Genomic DNA, 13,006 nt, shown 5'->3' with positions numbered 1-13,006 from the left:
GCGCATTTAGGGCATGTATTCCCGGATGGACCAACCGAGACGGGTCAGCGTTTTTGTATTAATTCTATCTCAATGGCATTTAATGCAGAGCGTAAAGACTAAGTTTTTATCGCAATTATTTGGGTATATTTATATATAGCTTTTAACAGTAGGGATATCCTGTGAGCAGCGCGAATAAACCAGTAAACAGTCATGAAGGAGTACTGAGTAGTATCGACTCACTGACCTGTGATAATCACTATGCAAGGTTACCCGCGCATTTTTATAACAAGCAAATACCTGCTGGCCTCTGCGATCCGAAAATGGTGAGCCTAAATCCACAAGTACTGGCGTTGTTAGGGCTTGATGATTCGTTTGCAGACAGTGATGCGTTATTACAGTTATGCTCGGGCAATTACCTACCAAGTGGTTTTGAGCCTCTGGCAATGAAATATACCGGTCATCAGTTCGGTCACTACAACCCAGACTTAGGCGATGGTCGTGGTTTGCTGTTAGCGCAAGTTAAGAGTACTGATAAAGCTGATAGCCCAACCTGGGATCTGCATTTGAAAGGTGCAGGTAAAACCCCTTATAGCCGCCAAGGTGATGGTCGTGCGGTATTACGTTCAAGTATCCGTGAGTATTTATGTAGTGCTGCAATGCAAGGCTTAGGCATTCCCACAACGCAAGCATTAAGTGTCGTTGTCGGCAGTGATACGATAATGCGCGAGCAAGTTGAACAAGCGGCAATGGTGGTGCGCGTTGCTGAATCACACGTACGTTTTGGTCACTTCGAACACTTTTACTATACCCAGCGTTTAGACGATTTAAAGTTAATGTTGGACTACACGTTAACACAACATTTCCCTGATGCATTAACCGCAGAAATGCCTTATTTGGCGTTTTATAAACAAGTCGTCACCACCACCGCTGAGTTAATGGCGCATTGGCAGGCGGTAGGTTTTGTGCACGGGGTGATGAATACCGATAATATGTCAATCTTGGGTCAAACCTTTGATTATGGCCCGTTTGCGTTTCAGGATGATTTCGATCCCGCTTATGTTTGTAACCACACTGACTACTCAGGCCGTTATGCCTTTAATCAGCAACCGCAAGTCGGTTATTGGAACTTAATGGCGTTAGGTCGTTCCTTAACGCCGTTCATGGATGTTGAACCGCTAAATGCAACCTTGCAAACCTATGATGATATTTTCTTGGCTAAATTACGTCAGTTAATGCGTGCTAAACTGGGTTTACAGCAAGTGCTGGACGGTGATGGTGAATTGATTAAGCAGCTATTGGAAATCTTAGCCAGCAGCAGTGTTGACTACAGCTATTTCTTCCGTTCATTAAGTGATTTTGACAGTACTGAAGGTGCATTGAATAGCGCTATTCGTGATCAGTTCATTGACCGTGATGGGTTCGATACTTGGGCTGCACAATATCAGCAACGCTTATTGCTAGAGTTGAGTGTTGACGATGTGCGTAAAGTACACATGGACCAAGTTAACCCTAAATATATTTTACGCAACTATTTGGCCCAGCAAGCGATTGAGCAAGCTACGGATTATGATTACAGCTTGGTTAATGAGTTAGTTAAGGTATTGGCCAATCCGTTTGATGAACACCCTGAGTTTGAAACGCTAGCGGCATTACCACCGGAGTGGGGACGTAAGATGGTACTGAGCTGTTCGTCTTAATCGGGCTGTTTTTTTAGAGGCGTGATAAGATGGGCTATACAAGGTTATATTCTCTCCGGTTTCATTACCACAAGGATTCAATTTATGAATGTGGATAAAGCAAAAAAACGTATCGAAAAGTTAGTTAAAAAAGGCTTTAAAGGCTATCCAATGGTATCGATAGAGTACTTTGGGGCAACGGCAGATACGGCGACAGAAGTTGTGATGACATTCACGTTAGAAGAAGGCGCTGCGCCACAAGCGCAAAAGTTTTTAAGCAAAAGTGATGCGCGCGAAGATGAAACTATTCAATCAGTGCTGGTTAAAACCATCGAACGTACCGAAGCTAGCACGGTAGCGCAAGTTGACGGTGTGTCGATTATTAAGTAATACGATTACTACGATGTAAATACAGGTCTGTAGGGGGGGCCCTACAGATATTTGCATGATGGCGAACACTAAAAACTAAAAATCACGCCAGTTGAGAACATTGCGCTAAGGTCATAGGGTAAAAACGTTTTATCTCGATCAATATAGTTAAGATCCGCCCCCGCTCTGAAAGCGATATTATCCGTCACTTAAAAATCTAATTTTATATTATAATCAGCATTTTAACTAACTATTAGGGTGCGGCTACGTACTTGCTCTAGTTTATCTTCGATTACTTTTTTAACAATCTCAGCGCTAAATTTATATAACGGGACGTGGTGGTTTTTTTCAAGATAATAGAATGCATGATTGATTTTGTTCGGCAGCTTGTCATTCAGCCATTGTGGTTGGATGCATACCATGTCGTCATCACAAACTGATGCGGATAATGTTTCTGTGAGTGCCAGAATATCAGAATGTTTGGCCAAGCAGTTAAGCACTGACATACTTGCTGAACGATATTTCAAATCGAATGACTTAAAATCACGAGACTGGAACAAGGATTCACTCTCAAGGGTATCAGGTAATAGACAGCCGCCCAGTGGATATTGATTAAATTCGGATTGTTGCATACCGCCTGTAACCCAAGGGTGATCTTTTCGAGCGACGATCATGCCTTGGCTTTGGGTTAATGGAATACAGCGTATCGATTTTGGTGTGCTGATTGGATCGAAATTCATCGCCATATGCACACGGCCCTCAATCATGTCTTTCATGGTGTTATCTGTCCACGTAGTGACGTTTATTTTGGCATTAGGCAAAGATTCAAACATGATTGAAGTAGTGAATTCGGTGGCAAAACTTTCTAGAAATACACTTGATACCGCTACCGTAAGCTCACCATTAAAATGCTCAGGGTCAAAAAAACTTACCGGTAATAATAAGTCGTCAATCGCTTGAATACTCTCGTTTAAACCTTCATTAATGATGATCGCACGTTGTGTCGGTGCTAACTCATTGTTGGCTGAATAAAATAAACGGTCACCAGTGAATGCACGCAATTTTGCTAATGTTTGGCTGACTGCAGATTGGGTAACACCTAATTTTTTAGCCGCAATAGTGGTGCTTCTTGCCTGATAAATAGCATTAAATATACGCAGGTAATTGAGGTTTATTTTTTCATTATAAGTTTTATGCATAAGTCTTTTCCATCACGGTGTTCGTGGTTTTATTAGTATCGCTAATAGCGGCTATAAGTGGTATTAAATGCCTGCTTCATTCATATTCCCCACCAAGTTAATCGACTCGTTATATCGTTATTTGGAGAAAGTCATGGGTATGAATAAAACGTTATTATCTTTAATTACAGCTGGAGTTATCAGCGCAGCATGTAGTCCAAGTGTGTTTGCTAATGAGTCTCAGGAATCTCAGAACGATCAGGAGTACCATGATGCAGATCCGAGAAACAGTAACTTTAGAGCCGCTGTATTTTCCAGCGATGCAGGCGAATTAAAGCTACTTGCTGGTGGCGGTGCCAGCGGCTTAACCAGTGATATATCGCAAACAATCGGCTTCGCGGAATATTACACTCAGTCTAACAATGCCCGAGTTCGCGCAGCTCATTTCGACCGCTTTGGTGGTGTATACATGGATCTTTATCGCTTAGACGATGCTGCTGGTATGTACACCGCAGGCTATATGCTGCCGTTAGAAAGTGATGATGGCACATTGTTTTTTCCTTCATTAAATTACACCTATATCGACTTTAAAACCGCAGATTTGTCCAAACTCGCTAATTCAGCCATGGCTGGTTCACCATTATCAGTTAGTGGTTTTTCAGTGACTGATGCTGATATTCAACAAACACTGAAAGGTAATGATGCCCACCTTGGTTCCGTAAACCTTTATGCGGTACACCCTTGGAACGAGACTCACTTCTCTGTATTTAATGTCAACCTTGGTTCATCGTATTCAGGCGTGGATATGCAAGTGGCTAATATTATGTGGGTACAAGGTATCAAAACCCACGTTGCCGATAAGACCATTAACATCATGCTTGAAGTCAAATACGATGCGATGAAGATCCAAACTGAAAAAAGCACTTTATCTGATGGTGAAGAAAGATCAGAAGAAGTCACAGTCTCTGTCGGTGTTGATTACCGATTTTAGTGAGTCGAGCTGTATTTACACTGGTAATTTAATCGCTTAAATCATCAATACGAGACTTCCCGTATTGATGATTTACACAAATGTGCTACAGATGATGAGTACTAATTAGAAGGTCATGTTGGCACCAACGAAGTGAATATGGCCGATGAACTGACCTTGTACACCAGCTCTGGTCATATCAACGCTGCCTAAGTCTGCATATTCGTAAAAGACATCAACTGTACGGTTACCCCATAAGGTGCTTGCACCTAGTGCATAGCGGTATTGTTCGCCAGCAGGTAAGTCGACCCATTGCTTGGTTGGGTCATCTTGCGGAGATGTTTCGTATGAGAAACCGGCTTTTAGTGTCCAGCCATTATTAAGTGCATATTCAGTGCCGATAGCGTAATGCCAAACATCATCCCAATCACGTTCAATACTTAAGTCTTTGATTTCGTTGTTTATCGGAGTGCCTTCAAATTCACTCCATTGATGGAACTGTACCGAACCCAATAAAGACAGTCGCTCGTTGATGGCGAAGCGAGCACTAATATCTGTGATTGCAGGAACAAGAATAGAAGTTGTTAGATTGAGTTGAGATGGGTTTGGCTTGATGAGGCTGAGTGTCTCAACATCGACGTCGAATTTATGATCTAATTTAGAACGGTAGCTCATGCCCAGTGACCACTGTTTTTCTTGGTATAAGGTACCTACATTAAAACCATAAGCCCAATCAGTCGCGATATCTGTTTCAAGTACTGACGTTGATACTTTTATTAAACCGTAGTTAATTTGCGCGCCGGCAGCAATAGATAATTTGTCATTTATTTTATAACTTAAAGCTGGATTGATTTGTAGTGCTGACATTAATGCGGAATCAAGTAATGCAGCACCTGCCCAGTCATTACCATATTCAACACTTGAGCCGCCAACAATACCGAAGTTTAATCCGAGATGTATATCTTTCGTCAATTGTTGAACGTGGAATACACCTATGGTCGGCATAAAGGTTTTAGCTGTTGAATTACCTGCGGGATCATTGTTATCAGCGTACTCCATTTCTAGTCCTAGCGCCATCGCATTCACCGTGGTTTTTTGTTCACCCATTTGTGACATGGTTGCTGGGTTGGTCCAGTTGGCAGCAGCTGATTTGGTATAGACACCATCACCTGCGCCAGCGGTTCCGGCATTTGCCATCGTAGCTTCTTGTAATAGCAGGCCACTGGCTGAGGTAAGGGGAGATATGAGTAGTAACGGAAAGATATATTTTTTCATAGGATCATCACAGACATAAAATAACAAATTGAACATGGCTGCAATGATAAATGACATAAAGGCGGGATAAAGCAGTAGAATTACTGGTTGTGGATTAATCGCTGGCGATCCCTAAGCCGTTACGTAATGCAAACTGGATTAATTCTGTATGTTTATCGAATTCCAGAATATCGAGCATACGATATTTATGTGATTCGATAGTACGTGAGCTCAAGAACAACTTATCTGCACACTGTTTAGCGCTATAGCCTTGCGCCAATAACGTCAGGACAGCACACTGCTTTTTACTCAGTAGTAGTAACTTCTCATTTTCATTTATTTCTTGCTGTAAATTGCGGGCAAGCGTTGAATGCTGCCAATAACATAACCACATTTCACACAATAGCTTGAGGCGTTTTAAATCGTGATTGCCTAACGGCTGATCATTATCGCCAAATCGGGTAAAAGACAGCGCTCCCCAGTTTTGTCCAAATAGTTGCAATGGAATAATACAGTGCCAGCGACCACCTTGTTCGTATAACTTATTTAATACTGTGCACTTATCTTTTTGTAATTCCTGCGCGGTAAAGCTGTTCCAATCATGCTTGATTTTTAATAACTTAAAGTAGTCCTTATCATTACCACCAATAAAATGCTGTTTAATTAATGGTGGAATACCGGCTTTTGCGACCGACACAGTTTTACCATCATTAAGTAAGATCATCGAGTTAGGAAACAGTGTAAGCCTATCAATATTAAACCAATCTAATGCATCCATGGCTATCTGGCGCCAGAGTTTAATGAAGTCTGTTGGCGAGCTTGAAATTAATGCGCTCGATTGCGCCATGATCAGTTGTTCGAAATCATTTTTAGTAAATTCTGGCATTCTTAGTTCCATTTTTAAACACGCAGTAAAAGTATAAAAGTACTAGCGTAAAAGTACTGAAAAACAGTCTTTGTGAGCCTAGATTGTCTTTTGAGTGATGTAAGTCAATTGACTATTTTATTCAGTAAATTTACTGCTTACTGAACACCTTAGCATATGGAGAATAGCCGGTGATGATTTTATTCACAAATTAGTAAAACAATCACAGGACATTATTATGTTTAAAAATAAGACGTTTTTGCAATTGTCGATAGGTGCGATTTTAGCGACTACGGCTACGGCAAGTTTCGCAACCACCGATGAAAGCCGACCAAATATTCTTGCTATCCGGGGTGATGATATTGGTATTGATAACATCAGTGCTTATACACATGGACAAGCTGGTCATTTTACACCAAACATTGACCGTATCGCCAATGAAGGCGTGTTATTTACTGATTATTACGGCGAGCAATCTTGTACTGCTGGTCGTGCTGCATTTATCACCGGACAACATCCAATCCGTACTGGTCTAACTAAAGTAGGTATGCCGGGTTCTACCCAAGGTATGCGTCAAGAAGATCCAACCATTGCGGTGATGTTGAAAGACAAAGGTTATATGACTGGTCAGTTTGGTAAAAACCATTTAGGTGACCGCCCTGAACAGCTACCAACAGCTAATGGCTTTGACGAATTCTTTGGTAACTTGTATCACCTGAATGCTGAAGAAGAACCGGAACACGCAGATTATCCTCAAGGTGCAGGCTTTAAAAAACGCTTTGGCCCACGTGGTGTGTTACACAGTTATGCTGACGGACGTACTGAAGATACAGGTGCGTTAACCAAGAAACGCATGGAAACGGTTGATGAAGAGTTCCTTGCTTCAGCTCTCGATTTCATTGACCGTGCACATGAAGAAAACAAACCTTTCTTTGTTTGGTTTAACTCGACACGTATGCACGTTTGGACGCATCTGAAAGAAGAAAGCCAAGGTTTATCTAAGCGTGGCGGTTTATACGGCGACGGTATGGTAGAGCACGACAACATGGTTGGTGTGTTACTGGATAAGTTGGATGATCTTAAAATCGCTGATAATACCGTTGTTCTGTATACCACTGATAACGGCGCTGAAAAATGGTCTTGGCCAGATGGTGGTGCATCACGCTTTAAAGGCGAGAAGAACACTACATGGGAAGGTGGTTTCCGTGTACCAGCTATGGTGCGTTGGCCAGCTAAGATCCCTGCGGGTCAAGTGGTTAATGAAATTGCAGCGCACAATGATTGGGCGACAACATTCCTGGCTGCAGCAGGCGAACCAACAATCGCAGCTGACTTGAAAAAAGGCACTAAGTTAAACGGCAAGAAATACAAAGTGCATTTAGATGGTTACAACTTATTACCAAAACTTATCGAAGGCAAATCAACCGTAGCAGATGATAATAAAGATTGGCCACGTAAAGCCTTTGTTTATGGTACTGATAGCGGTGATGTTGCTGGTGTGCGAGTTGGTGATTGGAAAATCCTTTATTCATACCAAGAGTGTCACGGTTTAGATGCATGGCGCTGTCAAATGACTGAAGCTCGTATTCCTTACATCTTCAATTTACGTCAAGACCCGTATGAATCAGCATTTGATACTGCTGGCGCATATGAAACTTGGTTTGTTGAACATGTACCGTACATGTATATGGGCGCTGGTTATACTTTCCAGTGGTTAAATACCTTTACTGAATTCCCACCACGTCAAGTACCTGGTTCATTCTCAATCGATAAGATTGTAGAGAAAATGCAAATTTGGGAACGTGCACAATATAAATAATCATGCCTAATTGATTATGCACAAGTAACGAGCTGCTTAGGTAGCTCGTTACTACAAACTAAGGAGAGTTTGCTACTACCAACACCACAGCATCGATAATTAAGTGAGATACCATGACTAACAATCTACAAACCATGACAGATAAGCTAACAGCGAAAAAAGACGTGAATACATACAATCCCCATGAACCAACTAAGCGCATGAACATCATGACGAAGCCAACGGGTTCAACGTGTAATATTGATTGCCAATATTGCTATTACCTCAGTAAAGAAGAGCTTCTGGGTGATAAAGACGGTTGTAAACCAGTCATGAAAGATGAGATGTTAGAAGATTATATCCGCACTTATATCGAGCAACAAAATCATTCAGAAATTGTTTTTCATTGGCAAGGTGGCGAACCAACACTACTGGGTGTTAACTATTTTCGTGACGTCGTGCGCTTGCAAAAAAAATACGCACCAAACAATGTCACTATCGAAAACAACATGCAAACCAACGGCATTTTACTCAATGACGAATGGGGTAAGTTCTTAGCAAAGAATAATTTCATGGTCGGTATTAGTATTGATGGACCAGAAATGATCCACAATACCTACCGTGTAAACAGAGCTGGACGAGGCACGTTTAAGCAAACATTTGCGGGCATCAAGATCCTGCATAAATACAACATCAATTTTGCCACGCTGACGTGTGTTAATAATTTAACCGGTGATAACGCACTGGAAATATATCGTTTTTTACGCGATGACGTTAAATCAAAGCAAATGCAATTTATCCCGATTGTAGAACCAAAAAGCTTTAAAACGACCGCACCACAACATTGGAAAAATGAAGAAGTCATATTCCAAGGCATGCCTGAAATGGATCCAAGTCACCCAAACTCTGTTGTTGAAAGCTGGTGTGTATCACCGGCGCAATGGGGCAAGTTCTTGTGCACAGTATTTGATGAATGGTTAGACAACGATATCGGTCAAATCAACGTACCTTATTTTGAAGCCAGTATTGAAGCATGGATGGGACGTGTAAACCCATTATGTACCCTTGCTCCTATGTGTGGCAAAGGTCTGGCTATCGAAGCCAATGGCGACGTATTCTCGTGCGATCACTACGTTTACCCTGAATATAAGCTCGGTAACATCAAAGATAAAACCCTCGAAGATATGCAATTCTCAGCGGGACAGGAAAAATTTGGTCGTGCTAAAGAAGCAACGTTACCGAAACAATGTCGCGAATGTGAATATCAATTTGCGTGTTTCGGTGAATGCCCTAAAAACCGCTTTATCAAAACCTTAGATGGCGAATCTGGCTTAAATTACCTGTGTGGTGGTTGGAAGCAATTCTTCAGTCATATCGACCAATACATCATGATGATCGTAGTGAGCATGGGCTATAACGTGCATAAAAAGATTAACGCCGACGCCATGAAAATCAAATTTAAATAAGGTACACGCAATGAAACAAATACTTATTACAGCGCTATTCGGCGTCGCGAGCCTATTGTTAGTTGGCTGTTCAAACACGACGTCATTGTTGCAAGACAATGATCAAAATGCAGTGGCCTTGACAAACGAGATAGTCAATGAAGACTCCGCTGATTTCCCTAACGATATCGTACAGCCGCTGATTGACCAATCATTCGCGACGATGGCACGAGAATATAAAATGTACGCAACGTATTTCAATATCTGTCAAAAAGCACCTGATGACGCAGTATGTGAAAAACCGTATAAAACAGCAATGACACGTTACAAACAAGCAAAAGCAAATCATGACGTATTAAGCCTGTTGTGGACTTCGGATTTGAAAGACATTGAGATCCCGCCAGCAGCAATGAATGAACTGGGTGAATTATTAGTAAAACTTGATTATTTACCTGTTAATAAAGGTCTAGAGAATAATAAAGATCTAGACAATAATAAAGAGCTGGAAAAGAGTAAAGCTCAGGAAAGTAATCAAATCGGTAAATTTACTGTAGAGCAAATAAGCCAAGCTACTTATCATTGGATGCAAGATAAGGGCTTACCAAAGACAGATAATATCTTGTTATTACATGAGGTATTGATAAAGTCTGAGGCGCTTAAATTAACGATTTAGCTTAAGTTTACCAGGAATAATTTATGATAATGAAATACGTTTTTAAGCAAACAATTGAGATGCCTGCTCGAGTCATTATGTCTGTAATGCAACTGGTTGTTAGCTTATTGATAGCATTATTGTTGACGACGAATGTCAGTGCGACAACATTTGATAGTATGGCTTTGTCTGAGCTTTCACAAAATATCGATGCGCCGATCCAGCAGCGGGTTGCTGCGACAATGGAATTGGGTAATATCAGCGATCAAAATTCGATCATTGCCATTGGTCGAGCAACGCGCGATGACGCGATTGAATTACGACGAGCTGCTATTTTTTCGGTCGAACATTGGCAGCCTTCAGCGCGTTGGGACATGATATCGCCACTATTGAATGATGCTGTAGAAAGCGTGCGATTTGAAGCTGCATTAGCTGTTGTTAGCTTATGGCCTCTTTTGAATGAGGGCCAACGACAAGTGCTCGGTGAACAGATTGATGCCTATATGTTGGCGCTGCCAAACGATGATGCTGGATTAGTACAACGCGCCTATTTATATCGTGTTCGCGGTGATTACGAGCAAGCAGAACGAGTGTTTACAGCACTATTTTCAACACGATCTACAGCATCATTGAATCACAACAGAGCTAATAACGATAACTTCATGTATTTAGAATATGTGGAGCTATTAAAAGCCACCGACAGAAACCAGCAAGCAATCACTTTACTTGAAGAGGTTGTGCAAACTCAGATCACTCAACAAGGTAAAGCCAGCAGTGAATTGTATTTTAGTTTAGGTTTAGCACACTATCGTGAAAAAAACAGCGGTGCTGCAATTGCAAATATTAAACTAGCTCATCAAGCAAATGAGCAAGATGCACAAGTCAGTTATACCTTGGCATTGCTGACTAAAGCACAAGAACCTATGGCGGCCGTTGAACTGTTGTCACAGGCTTATCAAGTTAATCCTCAGCCACAATATTTGTACAGTTTGTGCGAATTACAATTACAGCAAGGTATAGATGCGAGTTCGTGTCTGAGTGATTTACGGTTGTTAATCCCAGCGCAGATCGTTGATGATTTAATGCTATCGATTAAGTAGTTATTCTCGATTATCCTATTCATATTATGTTCAGTGTTGGTATATATAATAAGTCTTATTTAAACTGAACTCGTAGAGAATAGTGATGAGCCTTGTTATGACAAAATATAAATTACGCTTAAGTTTCATGGCGCCTTTTAGCCTTGCTACCATTAAACTAAAACGAGGTACATTGCTATTGTTTTCCGCTCCATAGTTGATTTTATTTAACAAGTCGTTATCTTATACAAAATAATAAAGCCTCATAACGAAAGTTTATTTGCAGTATTAGGTAGCAGAAATTAATTATGTATAAAAATAAAGGGTTTACCCTTATAGAACTGGTTGTTGTGATCATAGTGCTTGGTATTCTTGCCGCAGTTGCTATCCCGAGATTTATCAATATTCAGCAGGACGCTCGAATAGCCGCGATTAAAGGTATTGCGGGTAATTTCAGTTTTGTCGTCGAGCAAGTTAACTATGCGGCGATCATGCAAGGTCTCGATGACCAATCAAGTGTTGCGGTAGATGTCGGAGGTGTTGCGATTAATACCTATTATGGTAAACCGCAAGAAATTTGGGATACAAAATTAGCAGAGTTGATGAATAGTAATCTGCATTATTTAGGTAATGGCTACCATAATTCAGCGGTGTTAGATGAGGTATGCTCACAAGCGTCGATATGTGTGGTTGACCAAACTAAAGCCGGTAATGTACCTAGTGGTTATACCCAAGGCTGGGGCATGTTTTTCATACCACAGGGTAAGTCAGCCAAAGATCAATGTTATGCATTTTATGCATTCGAGATCGCCAATGAGGCTGTTGCGTATAGCGAAGTCTCTACCGTTGAAGATGGTTGTTAGCAGCTAAAACTAAAAGGGGAGAAACAGTTGCTGTTTCTCCCCTTTGGTTTGTTTTATGCTAGTTAACCGCCATTTTATTAAAAATGAATGCCGTTTTCTAATGAACTAATACGTGCCAATGACAAGGTATCAATGCCTATTTCTGCTAGCATTGCTGCACCACTTTGGAACGACTTTTCAAACAAGATACCAACACCCACTAATTCAGCGTTCGTCTGTTTAAGAATGTCCAACGTCCCTTCAACTGCATTACCGTGTGCTAATACATCATCAACAAACAATATGCGGTCATTGTCATTAATGTGTTCAACATTACAGTTCAATTCATATGACGAATTTTTAGTAAAGCTAAATACATTGGTTGTTAGCACATTTTCAGGGTCTAACATGCTGCGTTTTTTCTTCATCACCACTAATGGTACATTCAGTTTTAATGCCACTAAGGTCGAGATAGCAATACCACCACTCTCGATTGTGAGGATGCGGTCGATTTTAGAATTTTGAAAGTGGCTAGCTAGTTGCGATGCACACCAATCTAAAATCTGAATATCAATTTGTTTCGTTAAGAAGCTACTTGCATCTAAGGCAACATCGTTAACTGATTTACCGTGCTCTAAAATCGCTTTTTCTAATAAGTTCATGTGTTCGTCCCTAAATTATGAAAGTGCTAAATAAACAATAAATAGTAGTGCTAGTGAGTAAATAATCGGATGTACTTTTTTGCCATCACCTTGCACTAGCATTACGAAACAGTAGCTGATGAAACCCATTGCCATGCCGTTGGCAGGCGAGAAGGTTAACAAGCTGAATACCATGATAAAGAATACTGGAATTGCCGATTCTTTCTTGTCCCAGTTAATCATCGCTAAGTTCTT

The 13,006-nt window shown here is 41.0% G+C and carries 13 protein-coding genes and 1 pseudogene; 9 read left to right on the top strand and 5 right to left on the bottom strand.

Going from position 1 to position 13,006, the window contains the following annotated elements; all coding sequences use genetic code 11:
- The 3 genes from QNK26_RS13285 to QNK26_RS13275 form a co-directional block, all read left to right on the top strand.
- On the top strand, window positions 1–102 hold a 102-nt coding region (locus tag QNK26_RS13285; protein WP_319223702.1), incomplete at its 5' end, for a peptide-methionine (R)-S-oxide reductase.
- A 59-nt stretch (window positions 103–161) separates the two neighbouring features.
- On the top strand, window positions 162–1,679 hold the full coding sequence (locus tag QNK26_RS13280; RefSeq protein WP_319223700.1) for a protein adenylyltransferase SelO: 1,518 nt from the start codon (window positions 162–164) through the stop codon (window positions 1,677–1,679).
- A gap of 84 nt (window positions 1,680–1,763) precedes the next feature.
- Entirely contained in the window at window positions 1,764–2,048 is a 285-nt protein-coding gene (locus tag QNK26_RS13275) for a hypothetical protein (protein ID WP_101061086.1), read from the top strand.
- Window positions 2,049–2,269: 221 nt separating this feature from the next.
- Here QNK26_RS13275 and QNK26_RS13270 read toward each other — a convergent pair whose 3' ends face one another.
- Entirely contained in the window at window positions 2,270–3,226 is a 957-nt protein-coding gene (locus QNK26_RS13270; RefSeq protein WP_319223697.1) for a LysR family transcriptional regulator, read from the bottom strand.
- A gap of 133 nt (window positions 3,227–3,359) precedes the next feature.
- On the opposite strand from QNK26_RS13270, the gene QNK26_RS13265 reads away from it, so the two are divergent.
- Window positions 3,360–4,196: a hypothetical protein gene (locus QNK26_RS13265; protein ID WP_319223695.1), complete on the top strand. Its 837-nt coding sequence runs from the start codon at window positions 3,360–3,362 to the stop codon at window positions 4,194–4,196.
- A 105-nt stretch (window positions 4,197–4,301) separates the two neighbouring features.
- On the opposite strand, the gene QNK26_RS13260 is transcribed toward QNK26_RS13265, so the two are convergent.
- Together QNK26_RS13260 and QNK26_RS13255 are read right to left on the bottom strand one after the other, a co-directional pair.
- Window positions 4,302–5,450 (bottom strand): OmpP1/FadL family transporter, encoded by a 1,149-nt coding sequence (locus QNK26_RS13260; RefSeq protein WP_319223692.1) that lies wholly within the window; start codon window positions 5,448–5,450, stop codon window positions 4,302–4,304.
- A 94-nt stretch (window positions 5,451–5,544) separates the two neighbouring features.
- Entirely contained in the window at window positions 5,545–6,315 is a 771-nt protein-coding gene (locus QNK26_RS13255) for a response regulator transcription factor (RefSeq protein ID WP_319223689.1), read from the bottom strand.
- Between the two features lie 217 nt (window positions 6,316–6,532).
- Here QNK26_RS13255 and QNK26_RS13250 point away from each other — a divergent pair, with 217 nt between their 5' ends.
- From QNK26_RS13250 to QNK26_RS13230, 5 genes are all read left to right on the top strand, one after another.
- A complete protein-coding gene (locus tag QNK26_RS13250; RefSeq protein WP_319223687.1) occupies window positions 6,533–8,113 on the top strand; it encodes an arylsulfatase in 1,581 nt (526 codons plus the stop codon).
- Between the two features lie 113 nt (window positions 8,114–8,226).
- Complete coding sequence (locus QNK26_RS13245) at window positions 8,227–9,558, top strand: anaerobic sulfatase maturase (RefSeq protein ID WP_319223685.1); 1,332 nt, start codon at window positions 8,227–8,229, stop codon at window positions 9,556–9,558.
- A gap of 10 nt (window positions 9,559–9,568) precedes the next feature.
- Complete coding sequence (locus QNK26_RS13240; protein WP_319223684.1) at window positions 9,569–10,210, top strand: hypothetical protein; 642 nt, start codon at window positions 9,569–9,571, stop codon at window positions 10,208–10,210.
- Window positions 10,211–10,239: 29 nt separating this feature from the next.
- A complete protein-coding gene (locus QNK26_RS13235) occupies window positions 10,240–11,289 on the top strand; it encodes a hypothetical protein (protein WP_319223682.1) in 1,050 nt (349 codons plus the stop codon).
- Window positions 11,290–11,576: 287 nt separating this feature from the next.
- Window positions 11,577–12,131, top strand: a complete 555-nt coding sequence (locus QNK26_RS13230) for a type II secretion system protein (RefSeq protein ID WP_319223680.1) — start codon at window positions 11,577–11,579, stop codon at window positions 12,129–12,131.
- A 77-nt stretch (window positions 12,132–12,208) separates the two neighbouring features.
- Here QNK26_RS13230 and QNK26_RS13225 read toward each other — a convergent pair whose 3' ends face one another.
- A complete protein-coding gene (locus QNK26_RS13225; protein WP_319223678.1) occupies window positions 12,209–12,772 on the bottom strand; it encodes a xanthine phosphoribosyltransferase in 564 nt (187 codons plus the stop codon).
- A 15-nt stretch (window positions 12,773–12,787) separates the two neighbouring features.
- Window positions 12,788–13,006, bottom strand: a pseudogene (locus tag QNK26_RS13220) (NCS2 family permease); the annotation flags it as partial.

It is taken from the genome of Moritella sp. (genome assembly GCF_033791185.1).
GTDB lineage: Bacteria > Pseudomonadota > Gammaproteobacteria > Enterobacterales > Moritellaceae > Moritella.
Note: the sequence above shows the minus strand (reverse complement) of the source record. Positions and strands in the feature narration are given on the sequence as shown.

Bases quoted from the DNA above. Each gene is read 5' to 3' on its own strand.
- QNK26_RS13275 (WP_101061086.1), top strand. From the start codon at position 1,764: ATGAATGTGGATAAAGCAAAAAAACGTATCGAAAAGTTAGTTAAAAAA.
- QNK26_RS13270 (WP_319223697.1), bottom strand. From the start codon at position 3,226: ATGCATAAAACTTATAATGAAAAAATAAACCTCAATTACCTGCGTATA.
- QNK26_RS13265 (WP_319223695.1), top strand. From the start codon at position 3,360: ATGGGTATGAATAAAACGTTATTATCTTTAATTACAGCTGGAGTTATC.
- QNK26_RS13260 (WP_319223692.1), bottom strand. From the start codon at position 5,450: ATGAAAAAATATATCTTTCCGTTACTACTCATATCTCCCCTTACCTCA.
- QNK26_RS13255 (WP_319223689.1), bottom strand. From the start codon at position 6,315: ATGCCAGAATTTACTAAAAATGATTTCGAACAACTGATCATGGCGCAA.
- QNK26_RS13250 (WP_319223687.1), top strand. From the start codon at position 6,533: ATGTTTAAAAATAAGACGTTTTTGCAATTGTCGATAGGTGCGATTTTA.
- QNK26_RS13245 (WP_319223685.1), top strand. From the start codon at position 8,227: ATGACTAACAATCTACAAACCATGACAGATAAGCTAACAGCGAAAAAA.
- QNK26_RS13240 (WP_319223684.1), top strand. From the start codon at position 9,569: ATGAAACAAATACTTATTACAGCGCTATTCGGCGTCGCGAGCCTATTG.
- QNK26_RS13235 (WP_319223682.1), top strand. From the start codon at position 10,240: ATGAAATACGTTTTTAAGCAAACAATTGAGATGCCTGCTCGAGTCATT.
- QNK26_RS13230 (WP_319223680.1), top strand. From the start codon at position 11,577: ATGTATAAAAATAAAGGGTTTACCCTTATAGAACTGGTTGTTGTGATC.
- QNK26_RS13225 (WP_319223678.1), bottom strand. From the start codon at position 12,772: ATGAACTTATTAGAAAAAGCGATTTTAGAGCACGGTAAATCAGTTAAC.